At 39.7% G+C, this 15,532-nt stretch carries 14 protein-coding genes and 2 tRNA genes; 5 read left to right on the top strand and 11 right to left on the bottom strand.

Annotated elements, in window-relative coordinates; all coding sequences use genetic code 11:
• Window positions 1-12: 12 nt before the first annotated feature.
• Window positions 13-97 (bottom strand) — tRNA-Leu (locus H8B17_RS07250).
• Between the two features lie 5 nt (window positions 98-102).
• Window positions 103-175, bottom strand: a tRNA-Gly gene (locus H8B17_RS07245).
• Window positions 176-358: 183 nt separating this feature from the next.
• On the opposite strand from H8B17_RS07245, the gene H8B17_RS07240 reads away from it, so the two are divergent.
• Complete coding sequence (locus tag H8B17_RS07240) at window positions 359-2,557, top strand: glucoamylase family protein (RefSeq protein ID WP_223816415.1); 2,199 nt, start codon at window positions 359-361, stop codon at window positions 2,555-2,557.
• Between the two features lie 121 nt (window positions 2,558-2,678).
• Window positions 2,679-3,194, top strand: a complete 516-nt coding sequence (locus H8B17_RS07235) for an OmpA family protein (RefSeq protein WP_190308541.1) — start codon at window positions 2,679-2,681, stop codon at window positions 3,192-3,194.
• Here the strand turns inward: H8B17_RS07235 and H8B17_RS07230 are convergent.
• The 8 genes from H8B17_RS07230 to H8B17_RS07195 all read right to left on the bottom strand — a co-directional run bounded on the left by H8B17_RS07230 (window position 3,191) and on the right by H8B17_RS07195 (window position 11,221).
• Complete coding sequence (locus H8B17_RS07230) at window positions 3,191-3,574, bottom strand: hypothetical protein (protein WP_190308540.1); 384 nt, start codon at window positions 3,572-3,574, stop codon at window positions 3,191-3,193. The genes H8B17_RS07235 and H8B17_RS07230 overlap by 4 nt on opposite strands.
• 86 nt (window positions 3,575-3,660) lie before the next feature.
• Window positions 3,661-4,665 (bottom strand): ATP-grasp domain-containing protein, encoded by a 1,005-nt coding sequence (locus H8B17_RS07225; RefSeq protein ID WP_190308539.1) that lies wholly within the window; start codon window positions 4,663-4,665, stop codon window positions 3,661-3,663.
• Between the two features lie 15 nt (window positions 4,666-4,680).
• On the bottom strand, window positions 4,681-6,528 hold the full coding sequence (locus H8B17_RS07220; protein ID WP_190308538.1) for a flavohemoglobin expression-modulating QEGLA motif protein: 1,848 nt from the start codon (window positions 6,526-6,528) through the stop codon (window positions 4,681-4,683).
• Window positions 6,518-7,297 carry an N-formylglutamate amidohydrolase gene (locus tag H8B17_RS07215; RefSeq protein WP_190308537.1) on the bottom strand — a complete coding sequence of 260 codons (780 nt, stop codon included), beginning with the start codon at window positions 7,295-7,297 and terminating at the stop codon, window positions 6,518-6,520. Before H8B17_RS07215 ends, H8B17_RS07220 begins: the two co-directional genes overlap by 11 nt.
• A 57-nt stretch (window positions 7,298-7,354) precedes the next feature.
• The gene (locus H8B17_RS07210; RefSeq protein WP_190308536.1) at window positions 7,355-7,672 is read right to left on the bottom strand and encodes a DUF4342 domain-containing protein; all 318 of its coding nucleotides are present in this window, start codon (window positions 7,670-7,672) and stop codon (window positions 7,355-7,357) included.
• A 57-nt stretch (window positions 7,673-7,729) separates the two neighbouring features.
• Window positions 7,730-8,683, bottom strand: coding sequence for a DUF4407 domain-containing protein (locus H8B17_RS07205; protein WP_190308535.1), 954 nt, complete (start codon window positions 8,681-8,683; stop codon window positions 7,730-7,732).
• A gap of 4 nt (window positions 8,684-8,687) precedes the next feature.
• A complete protein-coding gene (locus tag H8B17_RS07200) occupies window positions 8,688-9,233 on the bottom strand; it encodes a hypothetical protein (RefSeq protein ID WP_190308534.1) in 546 nt (181 codons plus the stop codon).
• Between the two features lie 119 nt (window positions 9,234-9,352).
• The gene (locus H8B17_RS07195) at window positions 9,353-11,221 is read right to left on the bottom strand and encodes a TonB-dependent receptor plug domain-containing protein (protein WP_190308533.1); all 1,869 of its coding nucleotides are present in this window, start codon (window positions 11,219-11,221) and stop codon (window positions 9,353-9,355) included.
• Between the two features lie 52 nt (window positions 11,222-11,273).
• Here H8B17_RS07195 and H8B17_RS07190 point away from each other — a divergent pair, with 52 nt between their 5' ends.
• Entirely contained in the window at window positions 11,274-12,761 is a 1,488-nt protein-coding gene (locus H8B17_RS07190) for an aminotransferase-like domain-containing protein (protein WP_190308532.1), read from the top strand.
• Here the strand turns inward: H8B17_RS07190 and H8B17_RS07185 are convergent.
• Window positions 12,758-13,699: a zinc dependent phospholipase C family protein gene (locus tag H8B17_RS07185; RefSeq protein WP_190308531.1), complete on the bottom strand. Its 942-nt coding sequence runs from the start codon at window positions 13,697-13,699 to the stop codon at window positions 12,758-12,760. The two genes, H8B17_RS07190 and H8B17_RS07185, sit on opposite strands and share 4 nt — an antisense overlap.
• A gap of 117 nt (window positions 13,700-13,816) precedes the next feature.
• On the opposite strand from H8B17_RS07185, the gene H8B17_RS07180 reads away from it, so the two are divergent.
• Together H8B17_RS07180 and H8B17_RS07175 are read left to right on the top strand one after the other, a co-directional pair.
• A complete protein-coding gene (locus H8B17_RS07180; protein ID WP_190308530.1) occupies window positions 13,817-14,806 on the top strand; it encodes a glycosyltransferase family protein in 990 nt (329 codons plus the stop codon).
• Window positions 14,803-15,495, top strand: coding sequence for an FKBP-type peptidyl-prolyl cis-trans isomerase (locus H8B17_RS07175; protein WP_190308529.1), 693 nt, complete (start codon window positions 14,803-14,805; stop codon window positions 15,493-15,495). Before H8B17_RS07180 ends, H8B17_RS07175 begins: the two co-directional genes overlap by 4 nt.
• Window positions 15,496-15,532 lie beyond the last annotated feature (37 nt).

Genomic DNA, 15,532 nt, shown 5'->3' with positions numbered 1-15,532 from the left:
TGCTTCCCCAAGTACCTAGGGCGGGAATCGAACCCGCACTCCCTTAACGGGAACAGGATTTTAAGTCCTGCGTGTCTACCAGTTCCACCACCTAGGCAACTGAGCGAAAGACGAGATTCGAACTCGCGACCCCAACCTTGGCAAGGTTGTGCTCTACCAACTGAGCTACTTTCGCTTGCGACGATGCAAATATAGAGAGAAAATCTTATTCCTGAAATTATTTTTGTGCTTTTTAATACAACGCGTGCTAACCATCTAAAAATGTGCGTAATATTTTTCTTACCGAAGGCTTTAAAGTAGCTGATAATAATTAAATGGTGTAATATTTGCTTATTTTTGTCGAAGATCGATATTTGTTATGAAGCAATTCTATTTGTTTGTTCTGGTGTTAATGGGTAGTATCGCTACTTTGGAAAGAGGATATGCCGATACCTACCCCGAAGTTGTTTTCGACAATAGTTTAGTAAAAGGTATATATGCTAAAAGCAAAGTAACTTATACAGGGTATTCTTGGGTGGAGAATTTGAATCATCATTTATTGGTATCAGATACATTGTATTTCACGCCAGGTAATGCACTTTCTCTACAATACAAGTCTGCTGTGAACGGCGAGTGGCAAGTCGATCTACAATATAGTCGACAAAAGCTCCATTACGAAGTCGAGCGTTCACACTACCTTGTACTTAAGTTGTTTATTAAGTCTGAAAACACAAAGACGGATAATCTCCCGAAAATAAGTATTCAACAAAAGCAGTCCGAGACAAATCAACTGCAGTTGGGGTCTTATGTCAAGCATTTCGATTACAATAAGTGGATTGATGTTCGGATTCCAATAGCCGATTTTAAAAATCTACACGTCAAAGAATCGATTAGGGCACTTCGTTTTACCCAGAATGCCGCTGACGACGAGATGCATCATCTTTTTATTGACCAAGTAGAGTTTTTGACAAAAGATGTTTCGCGGGTAAAACTCTCTTCTCCCGCCATACTCTCTTCTGCAATAGCTTATGACAAACAAGTCCGTTTGGAATGGCAATTACCGTTAACCCCTTCGATCCGTTATATTAAAATCTATCGATCTGAAGATAACGAAAATTTTAAGGCAGTGGGTATACGTCCTATATCGATGCAAGGTTGTCTGGACTATGTGCCCGAGGTGAATAAAACCTATTATTATAAAATAGCTTGGGTAGATTACGATTACGAAGAATCACCATTCTCCAAAATAAAAGAGGTAAAGACGAAAATGTTGGAGAAAGCGGAATTGTTGGATCTTGTACAAGAAACACATGTCAATTATTTTGCGGAAAATTACGATATTAATAGCGGAATGTATTTGCCATTTCGTATGAAAGAGCGTGCTGTCGTATCGGTGAAAGAAAGCGGGAATGCCATCTTAAGTCTTATTGTAGGAGTAGAAAAAGAGCGGATTAACCGATCGTTGGCAGTAGGACGAATTTCCCGTATGGTGTATTTTCTAGCAAAAGCACAAAATCATTTAGGTGTCTTCCCAGCCTACTTCGATGGCCGTACAGGTTTGCCGGAACACCGTAATAACGAGGCAACTTACGATATATTGGCTACATCCTCGATGATAGAAGCGCTATTGGTCGCGCGCCAGTATTTTTCAAAGGAAGAGACTGTAGAAGTAGATCTGCGAAAACGAATAACGGCCCTGTGGGAAAATATCAAATGGAATCAGTTGTTAGCTGAGGGATATAACGACGTACTGGTAGAAAAAATATCACTAGTTGACCCTTCGTATCACTATCCAACCCTTGGCGGTATCAACGAATCCATGAATGCGTACTTATTGGCCATGAGCTCTCCCAAATATGCTATTCCCCTTTCGGCATACGAAAATGGTGTTAAATATATTGATTTGACCTATTCATCAGACTATAATAAGATGGATAGTTTGGCCAAAGATACGGTCATGACATTTATGCGGAGTTTACGGTTTGCCATGAATCCTTTGCAAAAGAGAACAGAGAACATGGCCCCCAGAGTTTCTGTATTCCAGGATACGATGATGTATGGAGAACATCTTGTGTTTGGTTTTTCCGGATCAACTTTATTAGATTTATATAAACCGTTTTTCACCATCGATCCGAAGTTATTGCGCGATAGCAATGTCAATTATGAAGAAGCTATAGGTAATTATATTAAAGTGCGTAAACGTCGGGATAATGAAATAGGTGTAGGATCCACCAACTCTGATGTGTGGGGGTTCTATCAACGTATGGATAGTATAGGAAGCTACCGTATAAATCCAGCTATTGCACCTTCTTCCATATTTATGTTGAAGGATGAAGGCGAAAAAGCGGTATTGGCATTGTATAATAATTACGGGGAGAACTTTTTTACGGAATATGGATTTCGAGCATGGCTTGATTTACGAAACAGTGACGTCTCGGATGAATATTTTGCCACAAATCAGGCTGCTATTACTATTTGTATAGAAAATGCACGCTCCGGACTGATATGGAATTTATATAAAGAAATACCGGAAATCAAGGCATTATTAACGAAGTTATTCGGAGCAGATAAACGATAAAGAACATTGGTTGCACGTCTTCAAAGTACAACCGAGTGGAACGATTCACTATAGATTTAATACGTAATTTATTTAGATGAAAATTACTACCTTTACAGGAATACTTAAAAAAGCAAATTTCATGAAATATCTAGGTACTGTGGCATTTTCCGTTATCGTTGCTCTTGGTATAACGTCTTGTAAGCAACAAGCTATTATGGTCAATTCTGGCGCGGTTGTTTCCAAGGATGGAACGGACGACGGTTTAAAAAATGTAAAAGGTGAGTTTAAAGATGCTACTCGTACAGGCGAAGGAATTAAATTTACGCTTTCCTCCGATGTTCTGTTCCCAACCAATTCTTCTTTTCTAACAGATAAGGCAAAGATAGAGTTGAGTAAACTATCAAAATTGTTGATCAACGATACAACGAAAAAGCTTCGTGTAGATGGGCATACCGATGCTACTGGCGAAGCAGGCTATAACCAATGGTTATCTGAAAAAAGAGCAAATTCTGTTAAGAAATTTTTAGAGGATGCAGGCGTTTCGCCATCGCGTATTAGCACCCAAGGCTTGGGGCAGATGAATCCGGTCGCCGATAATAAAACACCAGAAGGTCGTCAGCAAAACAGAAGGGTAGAAGTTGTGATCCTGAACTAATCGACGCTAGCAGAAATATAATAATTTTTGTACCGGATAATATCGCGTGAGTTCGTTATATACTTCACTGTAGCATTTTTAAATAAGTAAGCAGTAGCGCGTTGTTCCATTGTGCGCAGAAAGAATTCAAATTCTTTATAGAGTTCTTTTCGCATTTCACTAGGAAACTTACTGTTTTTGACGATACCTAAAAATTGTTCGTTATCAATTTTAAATGTTATACTGTCTATACTATCGCGGTAAAAATAGAGTAACGGGGTTGGAAGCTCATCTATAAAGATGGCAAAACCGACCTCGTCGTTCTGTATTTTAATCACATATGCATAAAAATCGACAGTGCCAATTTTTTGATTATCTACAGAAATTAATTTAGTAAACATAAAACACGTCATTAGGTTCTTGCTAAAAATAACAATTTAATTCTATTGAACGGCAGTTTTTTAGCAAAAATTATGACAAGAAATATTTATTTCTTCTGCTTCTCCAACTGTTTCTCTATCTTATCTAAAACGATATCTGCATAATCCACGTTGTTTAGTTTTGAGGCTAAATTGAGTGCTCCTGGACTAAAGACATTGATTTCCATTATTTTATCTCCCACGATATCAAGCCCTACGAAGTACATACCATCCTCTTTAAGTTTTTCAGCGACTTGGGAAATTGTGGCTAAAATAGTATCGTCAATATGTGCATGCTGGGCTCTTCCGCCTTGATGAATATTGCTTCGGATATCACCTTTTTGCTGTACCCGGTTAACACATGCATACTTTCCGTCTATCTGTATGGGTTCGCCATCCAAAAGAAAAAAGCGTATATCGCCATTAGCTGCCTCGGGCAGATATTCTTGCGCCAATAAATAGCCATCGCGTATAATCACTTCGACCGTCTGTTTTAGGTTGTGCCGTTCATCTTTTTTTACTAGAAAAACGTTTTTTCCACCGGAGCCTGTCAGTGGCTTCAAGATAATTTGATAATCTTGCTTATCTAAAAAATTGACAACATCCTCATAAGAGCGGGTAATCATCGTTTTCGGACGAATTTGTTTGGGAAAGTACTCCAGATATAATTTGTTGGTTGCCTCTACCAACTTATCCGGGTCATTGATAACCCATGTTCCTTGCCGTTTTATAAGCTGCGCAAATTGTAATGCAGTAGGAGGTGCCCACGGACGATTGATCATATCGACGACAGGGTCGTAGCGAATCCATAATACATCCATTTGCGACGCGTCGATATACTGTTTTTCTTTTTTACGTACTATTTGTAGAAAACTTTCTTGATTGTCTATGTTTTCCGATGATTCTACTACTCGACAATGGGCACCGATATTATGTTCATTATGATATGTAAAATCAGCTAATCCTATATAAAATACCGTATGCCTACGCTTGTGAGCTTTGAAAGCAAGCAAAGTCGTTGTAAAAATAGTTTCCTCTTTGTGCGTTTGGTTGATTAAAAATGCAATGTTCATATATTGTATCTAATACTAGTAATTAATCATTTTAAAAATACTGGCAAACTGATTTAAATCCTTTAGTTTGTCTGTGTAGGGGGCCTGTAAGTAGCGCGGCTTAATACGTGGAGGTCTCAGTATGCCGCGTTGAATTAAATCGTGCACAATGGGCAAATAGTCTTCCCGAATCTTACCTATCATGAGAAGATCTAAATCTTTACCTTCTTGGATGTATTGAATAAGCTCTTTAAACCCTTGGAGGTAAGCGGTGTCTTTCGTGAGTCCGCCCGAGCGGTATACCCGCATGGTCAATGTAAAGGCTGTGCCGGTACCGAAAGCATATTCTTCGTGCAACATGTCAAATGTTTCTACAAAAGAATACCCGAGCAGCATATGGCGTACGGCGATTACTCGTCCAGCTAATATGCGTAATCGCTCGTTGGTGAGTCCGTCGACCAAATATTCTGCAAGTACCGCAAGTCCTTCTTGAAGTTGTTCGTATCCCGGAACACCCAACCTGAAAAAACTAAATGGTTGTTCTTTTCCGTTGAAATAAGTGATGATATGAGTACCCACTTCATGTTGAATCAATGCTTGCGCTCTCCGTTTACTTATTTTGTATTGCTTACTTATATTTAAAACACCGTGATTAACCATAACGCCGGCAATATCATCACGTACACGCACGCTCGTTTTAAAACCAGCAGATTGTTGTTGGAGAAAAGATATTTCTTCCTCTGCCAGTTGCGCAAACGCTTTAGCATCTAAAAAATCATCTTCCGGCTCTTGTCTTTCAGGTTGCGTGATGCTTTCGATGACGGTAAGAACGGCCTTTGCCAGTTCATAGAGTTGCTCATCAACATTTCCAAAAACCATTAAACTTCCGTATTTGAAATCGGAAGTTCCCCGAGACGCGAGCATGGTCATCATGTCATCAAGCTCGCGTCGTTTATCCCTAAAAAGATAGGCTATCGTGGGATCATAAATATCCTCAATACGTAGATCGTACAGATTTCGTTTCACGATATCCGGATCGATCGGAATCGGACGGTAATGAAAAACCGGCGCCTTTCTATATTTGTCTTTTCTAAATTGTAGCCACGCTTCATGAGAGTTGGTCGGCGTCGTTAATAATAAAAAATCAAACTTTTGGCTTTCTTTCGCTAATGCACGGTCGATATCGTATATCTCTGCGTTAAGCTTTTCTTGGCCTTTCATCTTAAAATGCGCAGCCTTCGCTGTCGTATACAGCCGCACAAATTCAAAGAATAAGCGCGAAAGGCCTTTTGCTAAAGATTCTCGAAAAGCCCGAGCCAGTAATGGTAAACGTGTGCCATCGATATTTTCATATCTTTTCCGAACCGATATCCCCAAGGACAGGACGATATTATTTTTTGTGTCGGTCGTATCTACTAAAAGAGGAAGTCTAGGCGGGCGCGGTAGTTTTGTTTCTTTCTGGAGTTCAACCGAGATCTCCGGTGCCTCCGTTTCTATATTTTTCTTTAGGTACTCTGCTAATACCAATGCATTTTTCTGTGAAAGATGAATGGCGAAATCGGTGTTTTGGTCCTCTGTGGCACTCCATACTTCAATGAGCAAACAAGTGCCAAACTCATTTGCTAGTGCCGTTGCCAATTTCGGAACCCATAGATTTACTTGATCATCAACACTATTTGGTAAAAATAGTATACTGGCTAATTCTGACTTTGTTAATTCCGATAGCACATAATCTTTGCCAGAATCGGGTATACGATAAATAAACAGGTAAGGAACGATCTTGTTGAAAACTATTTTTCCTTTATTGGGGATTTGCTTGTGTATCGGTGTTCTGCTTTTAATTGCCTGTAATAGTTGGGGCAATATTTTATCCTTAAACTCCATATATGTCTAATTTTTGCAAATCTTTTAATGCGTGGAGTAATAACTGTTTGTATTCTAGAATAACAGGCTGATAGGGAAGCCCTGTCCATTCGTTCATAAAATCTTTTCGGAATTCAATTGATAAAACACAACCCCGTTCACCAAATTTTTGGAGGATGTGTTGTGCGAGATAGCCGCCTTTAAATTTTATATTCTCCCGAATATCAATTGCTTCCCCCAATAATTGCTGACTTCGCACACTATCTAGAAATCTATCAATTACCAATCTCCATTTTTCACGATTGTAATGTGTGCCCAAGTTTATCTGTGGATTGGCGGGCTTATCTATGGATTGTTTTTCACTGATTCGCTGGGCATTATACGTATGTACATCAAAAACAACAAAAAAACCATGCTGATCGATAGTTTGGTGTATGTATCGATCTACGTTTTGATAGAAATTCTTATACTCGTCATGGCACTTTTTTAAAATGGTAGACGGTAAACTGTCCCAAACTGTCAATCCCCATGCTTGTTCTGGCCTAATATATACAGCGTCCTCTTCTTTTCTGTTAATATCTAATTGAAAGCGAGAGGTGCCGACAACAAGTTGATTAACCCCTAATTCTGCCATCGAGGCCGTATACGGGTCTTCCTCTCTTAAACGTTGGGTTTCATCTAACAGCATAAATTGCTCGACAGCCGGGTCGATTTGATGGCCATCATGGATAGCAAACGCCCAGAACGGGCTGTCAGCAATATGTACGCTGTACTCAAATTTTAACGACATAACTATTTTGTCTTTTGTTAAATAATAACATGTTAATCGACAAATAGTTTTATGCGTCTACTTTACCTCTACAATAGTTCCTTCTTCTTGAGGTGGCTCTTCTGCTGGTGGCTCATTGGAAGGAGGAACGTCGTCATCTTTTCGTTTTTCCACTGTGATTTTACACTCGGTAAGAAGTGCGGCCAATGCGCCTATGGCCGCAAAGATAGGAGCAAATACGACGCCTACCACACCAATAGTGACAGGGAAGCTCATGATTTCTTTTCCAGATTTATCGGAGATACTAATTTTAGTGACGTTGCCCTCGGCAATAATCTCTTTGATTTTTTTTAGCAGGTTTTCACCGTTTACGATAAATGTTTCTTTGAATGACATAATTTATTTGTTTTTAGATATTTAATATATGAATAACAATTTCTAATATACCTTTGTTTAAGGTATGCGGAGTTTCTCTAACATTTGCATGCGGATATCTGTTTGATGTCGAAGTAGTCTATCATAATCCGAATCGCTGTCAGTTAATTTCATGACCAGTACAAACAATTCAATAGCAAGAAAAAAGAATAGAAAAAGCAAATAAACAAATAATCCTATGGAGGACGAGGTAACTACATCGTGCAATAGCGTCAGTTCATCTAAAAAACCAGTAGAAGCTTTTAACTCCTGTTCTTTTCGTTCTTTAATAGATGTAATGGAAGCTGCCAATGCAAATTTTTTATTTTGTAGCGTTTCGATCTGTTTGTGCAACTGTTCCATTTCCAGTTTCTTAGGGTTCTCCATGACTGATTTGTTTGTCGAGTGGGTGCTGTTTACTTCTTTTCCTTCGCTATCTCTCGTGACACTGCGATTGGTATACGAGGTTACAATGACCGGGTTCTTTTTAAGGTCTTCGCTTACGGTCTCGTATCTTGAATTGGCGACGGCAATCATGGTGTCTAGATCCTGAATCTGTTTCTGTATATCTTCTTCTGATTGTTTGACGGCAATTTTTACCCGTTCATCCATGACCTGCGCTTTTCGCAATTCAATATCATCTTTGAAGGTAATCTGATCCATAATAAAAGCACCCAGTATCGACATTACCAAAGCAAGTAATATTCGAAATAGGCTGGACCAGGTACTGACACGTGTCGATAGAATAATAATGCGTTCTATTTGGATAACAACAAAACTCATCAATAACCCTCCGGCTACGCCACCCCAAGTTGCCAAGTGGAGATAACGCGTCGCGAAACTATAACCGATGAAAAACCACACCAAAACAATAAGCAACATGGCCGAAGTGTATTTTTTGACATTTTTTGCCGATTGCTCACTGGAATTTTTAACGAGATTATAATTAAAGCCTGTTAAAAAACACCCGAATTTTAACCACCAGTCCTTCATAAGCTCAAAATTTCTTCGTTAATAAATAGGTTTGGGTGATGGAAGCCATGCCTTTCATAAAGCCTCGTTTGTACGAAAGGATCGCACGCTCGCACAGACCTGTATCCGTTTGCAATGCTTGTTCAAACGTCCTCACCTTATCTATGTGATCGACTAGATCCGTTTGTTTGATTCTTAATTCATCAACCAAATCTACTAGTCCGGCGCGTTCACGAGAATGTATGTGAAACTCGATGTCCTTCATGAGCGAATCATGATAGGTTCTGACTTGATGGATTAAAATCTCCAAGTCGTATTTAATCAATTTTAAATTATCATTTCGATAGCCTTCATCCGGGCTGGTCAGTGCATCGTTATATCCTCGTGTTTCAAAATCCTGTTGCAGGTAATTATAAATGAGAAAAATACCTTGCTCATCGTGTACGGATGCTCCGTTGAGTTGCGACTTGTTGTTCACAGCAGACGCTGGTGATACGTTATCCGGAACGGATGGAACTTCAGCTACTTTTCGTGTATCTTTGTTCTTTTTAAAAATTGTAAGCCATCCCATTTGTTTCGTGTTATGTTACGACAAAATAAGGAGGAAAGGGAAAAAGATAGGAGGATATTTAGGTAAATAAGTCGAAAAAATAGGTAAAACCTATCATATTGTCGGTAAAAGGTGGGGCATTAGCCGCCCCATTCGTATTTTATGCCGAGACTATACCATCGTCCAGGCATGGGGATAGCACTTGTTTCTATATAAGTAACGTCAAAAATATTTTGTGCATCGGCATATATCGAAAGAAATGGAAAGCTATATCCAATTCGTAAATCTGTTAAAAAGTAGGATTTGTCGGATATGCGCTGCTGGAAACGATTGGCGATAGAGGCATTCCAAATTCTATTGTTTGCCGTGAAGAGTAGTTTTCCCTGATGTTTTAGATTTTCCAGACTGTATTTAGATATAACCCCGTCTGTTTGCTTCAGAGAAGCGTGCAGATAGTTGTATCCCAGATTTACCCTGTACCGGATGTCGTTTGCTTGAAAGGTGTAGAGAAAATTGGTATTTACCCCGTGTACTTTGTTTTTACCTATATTAAATGGTTGGAAGGGATCGTTGACATCTGTTCTTATCCAATCTATAAAGTCTCTGATGTTCCGGTAAAAATACCCTCCATGAGCAATAAAATTAGCGCTTTGGAATTTGATGGCTCCTTCGGTTTGCCAGGCATCCTCCGAGTACAAATCTGGATTACCGATATTTCCCGGACGTTGGTTTAAGTAAAGATCCGTAAAAGAGGGAATACGTTGGCTAGATCCGGTATTGAACACAATTTTCCAATTTGACGTTATGCTATATCCTAAATCGATACCCGGATAAACTTGCCAACCATACTGCGTGTTATAATTCATATATGCTCCCACATTGACCGTCATTTTTTTTATCTGCTCGGTTCTAAACTCGGCATAAGCACCGTGATTATTTCGATCATGGTTACCCATATTAGAACTGGCTATACGGTCAAAGCGTGACTCCAATCCTAATCCGAAATCACCAAATGTGGTTTGATACCGGCTGTTCAGCTCCATTGAAAAAGCATTGGTATAATGAAGCGATCGTGCTGAAGAAAGGTTGTGCTTAAAATAACGGTAATCATCTTCGTTGTAACGATTGGTTATGCGAGGACTAAGATAGAAACGTTCGGAAAGCTGATGTTTGGAGCCTATAGATGCAAAGACGGTTTCCACAATTTCTTCAGACTCTCTGTCTCCGGGCGCAGCATAGAAACCGTTAGCTCCAAAATGATTATACATATAACTTCCTAGCCATTCCATTTCATTATGATCATCTATTGCCAGATTTCCTTGATAGAATATTTTATCGTTTTGAGACGCTGTATTGTAGCGTTGGCCATTGGATTTTTCTTTGTTATAATACAGTTGATGCTGGTGGTTGTCGCCAAACCAGCTAGCTCCAATTTGGGTGCCGGCGTGGTAATAAATACCCTCTTTGTCCTCTTCATCTCTGTTTTTAAATGAACTCCCTGTATACACATTGGCTTGGATCGAGGTTTTATCAACTGTTTTGGTGATGATATTGATTGCTCCAGTTAAAGCATTGATGCCATAAATTCGCGCTGCTGCACCACGAAGTACCTCTATTCTTTCAATTGCATCTAACGGAATAGGTAGGTTTAGATTATGGTGTGCGGTCTGTGAATCAGACACCTTTGCACCATTGACCAATACCAATGTTTGCTCAAAGCTTCCTCCATCGATGCTCACATCTGCTTGTGTTCCGAAAGGGCCGCGCTGTCGTATGTCAACGCCATTTAAAAGCCCAAGTACTTCGTTCAAATTTTTAACCGGGAGCTGCTTAATTTGCTCGGCATTCAAAATTTCCACATTTCTATTGTCTTTATTAAAAGGAATTTGCAATCGGTTTGCGTGGACGATCACCTCTTGAATACTGTCTAGTTTTGTTTCTTGTGCATGTCCCCACAACGGCAAAAATGCTGTGGCTAATAATATCTGGTGATTATTTATGAATTTCATGCGGCAAAAGTATTATCTTTCCGGATTGTTATATGGTTCCAATTTTAATAAGATGAGTAGTCCGGTTTTAGATTTGCTTTCAAATTTGGTGCTTATAGACCGTTCATCGGTACAGCCGATATATTTGCAAGTTTGCCAACAAATTATAAATGCTGTACAACGTGGGTATTTATTGGTGGGTACGAAACTACCTGGAACGAGAGCACTAAGCGAGGTATTACACGTGCACCGCAAGACGGTGATTGCGGTATACGATGAGCTTGAAGCACAGGGATGGGTTGAGGTGCGGCCGAACAAGGGTACGTTCGTCATCAATCAATCTCATCAGATCAAGATTGACAAACCATACGAAAAATTGGTTTCGCTGGCAAAATACCCTGTCCGCACGGGATTTACATTTCGACAATCTACCATTCTGGATAATCCTTTTGAATTTTCCAACAGCCATTTGTTTTTTAATGACGGACAGCCAGACATAAGGCTCACACAAATGCAGAACCTTTCCCGTTGGTACAGTGCTTCGATGAAACGGAAATACAACTTGAAACGTCTTACGGGATATAATTTGGAAGGAAGTGAATATTTTAGGGAACAACTGAGCAACTATTTGAATTTTTCGCGAGGTCTCCACATTTCAAAAAAGAATTTACTCATCACGCGCAGTGTGGAAATGAGTTTATATGTTATTTCTCAAATCTTGCTTTCGAAAGGTGATCAGGTTCTAGTCGGCGATTTGAGCATGTTTTCTGCCAATATGGTATTTCAAAAAATGGGTGCAAGAGTGCGTACAATGCCGGTCGATGAAAGCGGTATCGATGTAGATTATATCCGTACACATTTTAATCCCGGTGAAGTGCGAATGGTTTATGTCTCCCCTCAGCACCATTACCCGACCACGGTAACTTTATCTGCACAAAAACGAATTGCATTATTAGAGTTGGCTAGGGAATATGGTTTCGTTATTGTAGAGGATGATTATGATTATGATTTTCAATACGAGCAGATGGCTGTAATGCCATTGGCAAGCGGCGATATTAACGGGATGGTTGTTTATATAGGGGCGTTTGGAAAGTCGCTCGCACCCGCTTTTAGGAGAGGTTTTGTCGTCGCTCCGGATAATCTTATTATGGAAATGCGCAAATATCTAGGAATTATCGATAGACAAGGAGATGTGATTATGGAACAGGCGTTAGGCGAAATGATAGAAGAGGGGGAGATTCATCGACATCTCAAAAAATCCCTGAAAATATACCGTGAACGTAGAGATCTATTCTGTGAAATTTTAGAAACACGCTTTAAAGAAGTCGTGGAGTTCCAAAAACCTTCTGGCGGCTTAGCGCTGTGGACAACGTGGGATAGAAGACTTTCGCTCTTTCAGTTAGCAAATTCCTGTCAAAAAGAAGATTTATTTATTCCAAAGAATTTATTATTCCAGAACAATGTCTTATCTGCAATGCGGTTAGGATTCGGCCATTTAAATGAATCCGAGATGGACAAATCGTTGGAGATATTGCATAAAGGAATAATAAAAATGGGCTAATGCCACTCTGGGCGCCCGATAATATTCCGATTTTGGACAGGTATATGATCAACCTTTTCAACGGATCTATCTTTATTGTCTAAAATAGGCTGTCCTGCATCTACCCAAGCAGAAAACCAAAAGGAACCTGTCCGAAGAATCGATTTTCGCATACGATCTTCGACCATTCCCTGCATGCGTTGATGATAAGCGTTCGCGTACGCATCCGAGTAGGTTGAAATAAGTACATTATTTCGGGTAATATAGCTTCGTTGGAGATGTTTAGGGAATGTTTCGGAAAGTTCTTTTTCCAATAGTAACACGGAATCGACCAAGAGGTTACTCTCTCGTACGATGGTCCAAGCCGAATCGAGGGGACTATCGAGGTAATAGGCTTTTCCGACGAATAAATTATAGTCATCAGCAAACATCTCTGGTAATCTGCTTTCCCAGAATGCGTGAATACCGATTTGTCCAGTCAACTGTCCGTTATAATTACTTGTTGTGTGGAGCGGCACATGCGCGTCGGAAACATAATGACCGAGGTCGGCGGAATGCCGTATAATGGCATTAATATTTTTTTCTCTAAATGCCCTTACTAATTTCTGGTATGTGAAGTAAATTTGCCAAGGCACCACACCCCGTGCGCGTAATTTACGTTCCTGAAATTTGGCTTTAGCTTGACTCCAATGTACGGGAATAGAATCCACATGGCTACCTTCGTACTCTTCTACGTCAATAAAATGTCGAGGAGATTCCAACGAATCAACATAACATCTTTTATCTGCGTCTACGGCTTTTTCAGAGATTATGTCGATGTGTTGCTTGTAGAACTTAGCTAATGGTATAGACAATGTGAATACCGCAGAATGATTGATTTTTTTGTGGGCATAGAAACCCCATGAACTGAATAGGAGGGTCAGGATCACACCAAGGAGATAACAAAATTTACTGTACATAATTCACTCGTATATATGGTCTGTCCGAAAGGTAAGAAATTTATATTAAATTATCGGTTATCCGTTCCTAAATTAGCGGAAATTTAGTACTTTGGCATTTAAATTAAAAGCAATATAATGAAGATATTGTATGCTGTGCAGGGCACTGGAAACGGTCATCTAAGTCGAGCGCTGGACGTTGTTCCGATATTGCAGACCTTGGGCGAAGTAGATGTGTTGGTCAGTGGTATCCAGGCAGATATAGAGCTTCCATTTCCGGTTAAATATCGTCTTCATGGATTGAGTTTTATTTTTGGAAAATCAGGAGGCGTTGATTTGTGGCGCACTTTTATGAGTTCTACCGTTCGAAGGTTTATTAAAGAGATCAATAGTTTGCCTATAGAAAAATACGATCTCATCCTCAATGACTTTGAGCCAATTTCGGCATGGGCTTGTCAAACCCGTGAAACTCCCTGTATAGGGTTGAGTCATCAGATTGCCGCGCTACACCCAGCTAGTCCAAAACCTGAGGAGACAGACATGTTGGGCAAGTTTATCATGAAAAACTATGCACCTTCCAGCACGTCGTACGGATTCCATTTTAAATCGTATCACGAACATATTTATACCCCCGTTATTCGGGAGTCTGTCCGCCAGCTCGACCCGAAAGACCACGGGCATTATACAGTCTATTTACCTTCGTATGACGATGCACATCTATTGAAAAATCTCTCGAAATTTCCAGATATCCAATGGGATGTATATTCTAAACATAATAAAAGTAGGTTTACGGTTAAAAATGTAACCATTAATCCTATACAGAGTGATACCTTTGTGAAAAGTATGGCAAATGCAGCTGGTGTGCTCTGTGGAGCAGGATTTGAAACACCTGCGGAAGCGTTGTTTTTAGAAAAGAAGTTACTGGTCATTCCGATGAAAAACCAGTATGAACAACATTTGAACGCCGCAGCTTTGGAGCAAATAGGTGTTCCGGTAATTGGTAGCTTGAAGAAGAAATTTGATTATGCTATCGAAGCATGGCTGAATAGTAAAAGTAAAGTTAAGGTTGATTATCCCAATATGACAAGGGAAATTGTGACGAATATAGTAGAAAAACATAAACAATGAATATAAATAAAGTTGGATTCTTAGCGATGGCGTTTACATGTACGGCTTTGTCCATAACGCAGGCGCAAATTTTAAAATCAAATACAGACTCTGTATCTTATGCGTTAGGAAAGGATGTGGGATCTTCGCTGGCAAGCAACGGTATTGCAATTAATACAGAAAGTTTCTTACAAGGCGTAAACGATGCGATCCATGGAAAAGATGAACTAATTGGTGAAGAAGAGGGGATACGAATTATTAAAGGAGCATTTGCAAAAGCTGCGGAGGAAAGAATCAATGTACTTAAAAAAGAAGAAACGACATTTTTTGATGCCATTCAGAAAAAGACCGGTGTGCAACATTTGCAAGACGGACTTTATTATGAGATAATCCAAGAGGGCAGTGGAGCAAAACCAACCAGTGACTCGCAAGTGACTGTACATTATAAAGGTTCATTGGCGAATGGGAAAGTTTTTGATAACTCATACGAACGAGGAGAACCGTTGAATATTGATTTATCAAGTGTGATTCGAGGTTGGCAATTAGGTATTCCATTAATGGCAAGTGGAGCGAAGTACAAGTTATACATCCCTTCCAAATTAGGTTATGGTGAACGCGGTGGAGGGACAGATATACCACCGTATAGTCCGTTGATTTTTGAAATTGAGCTCCTCGAGATACATGGAGAGGAAGCTCCCGTCACGTTGTAGAGATTTTACATCATTGCCTCTTGCTTTCATACTAATT

Source organism: Sphingobacterium arenae, from assembly GCF_014692505.1.
Classification (GTDB): domain Bacteria; phylum Bacteroidota; class Bacteroidia; order Sphingobacteriales; family Sphingobacteriaceae; genus Sphingobacterium; species Sphingobacterium arenae.
Note: the sequence above shows the minus strand (reverse complement) of the source record. Positions and strands in the feature narration are given on the sequence as shown.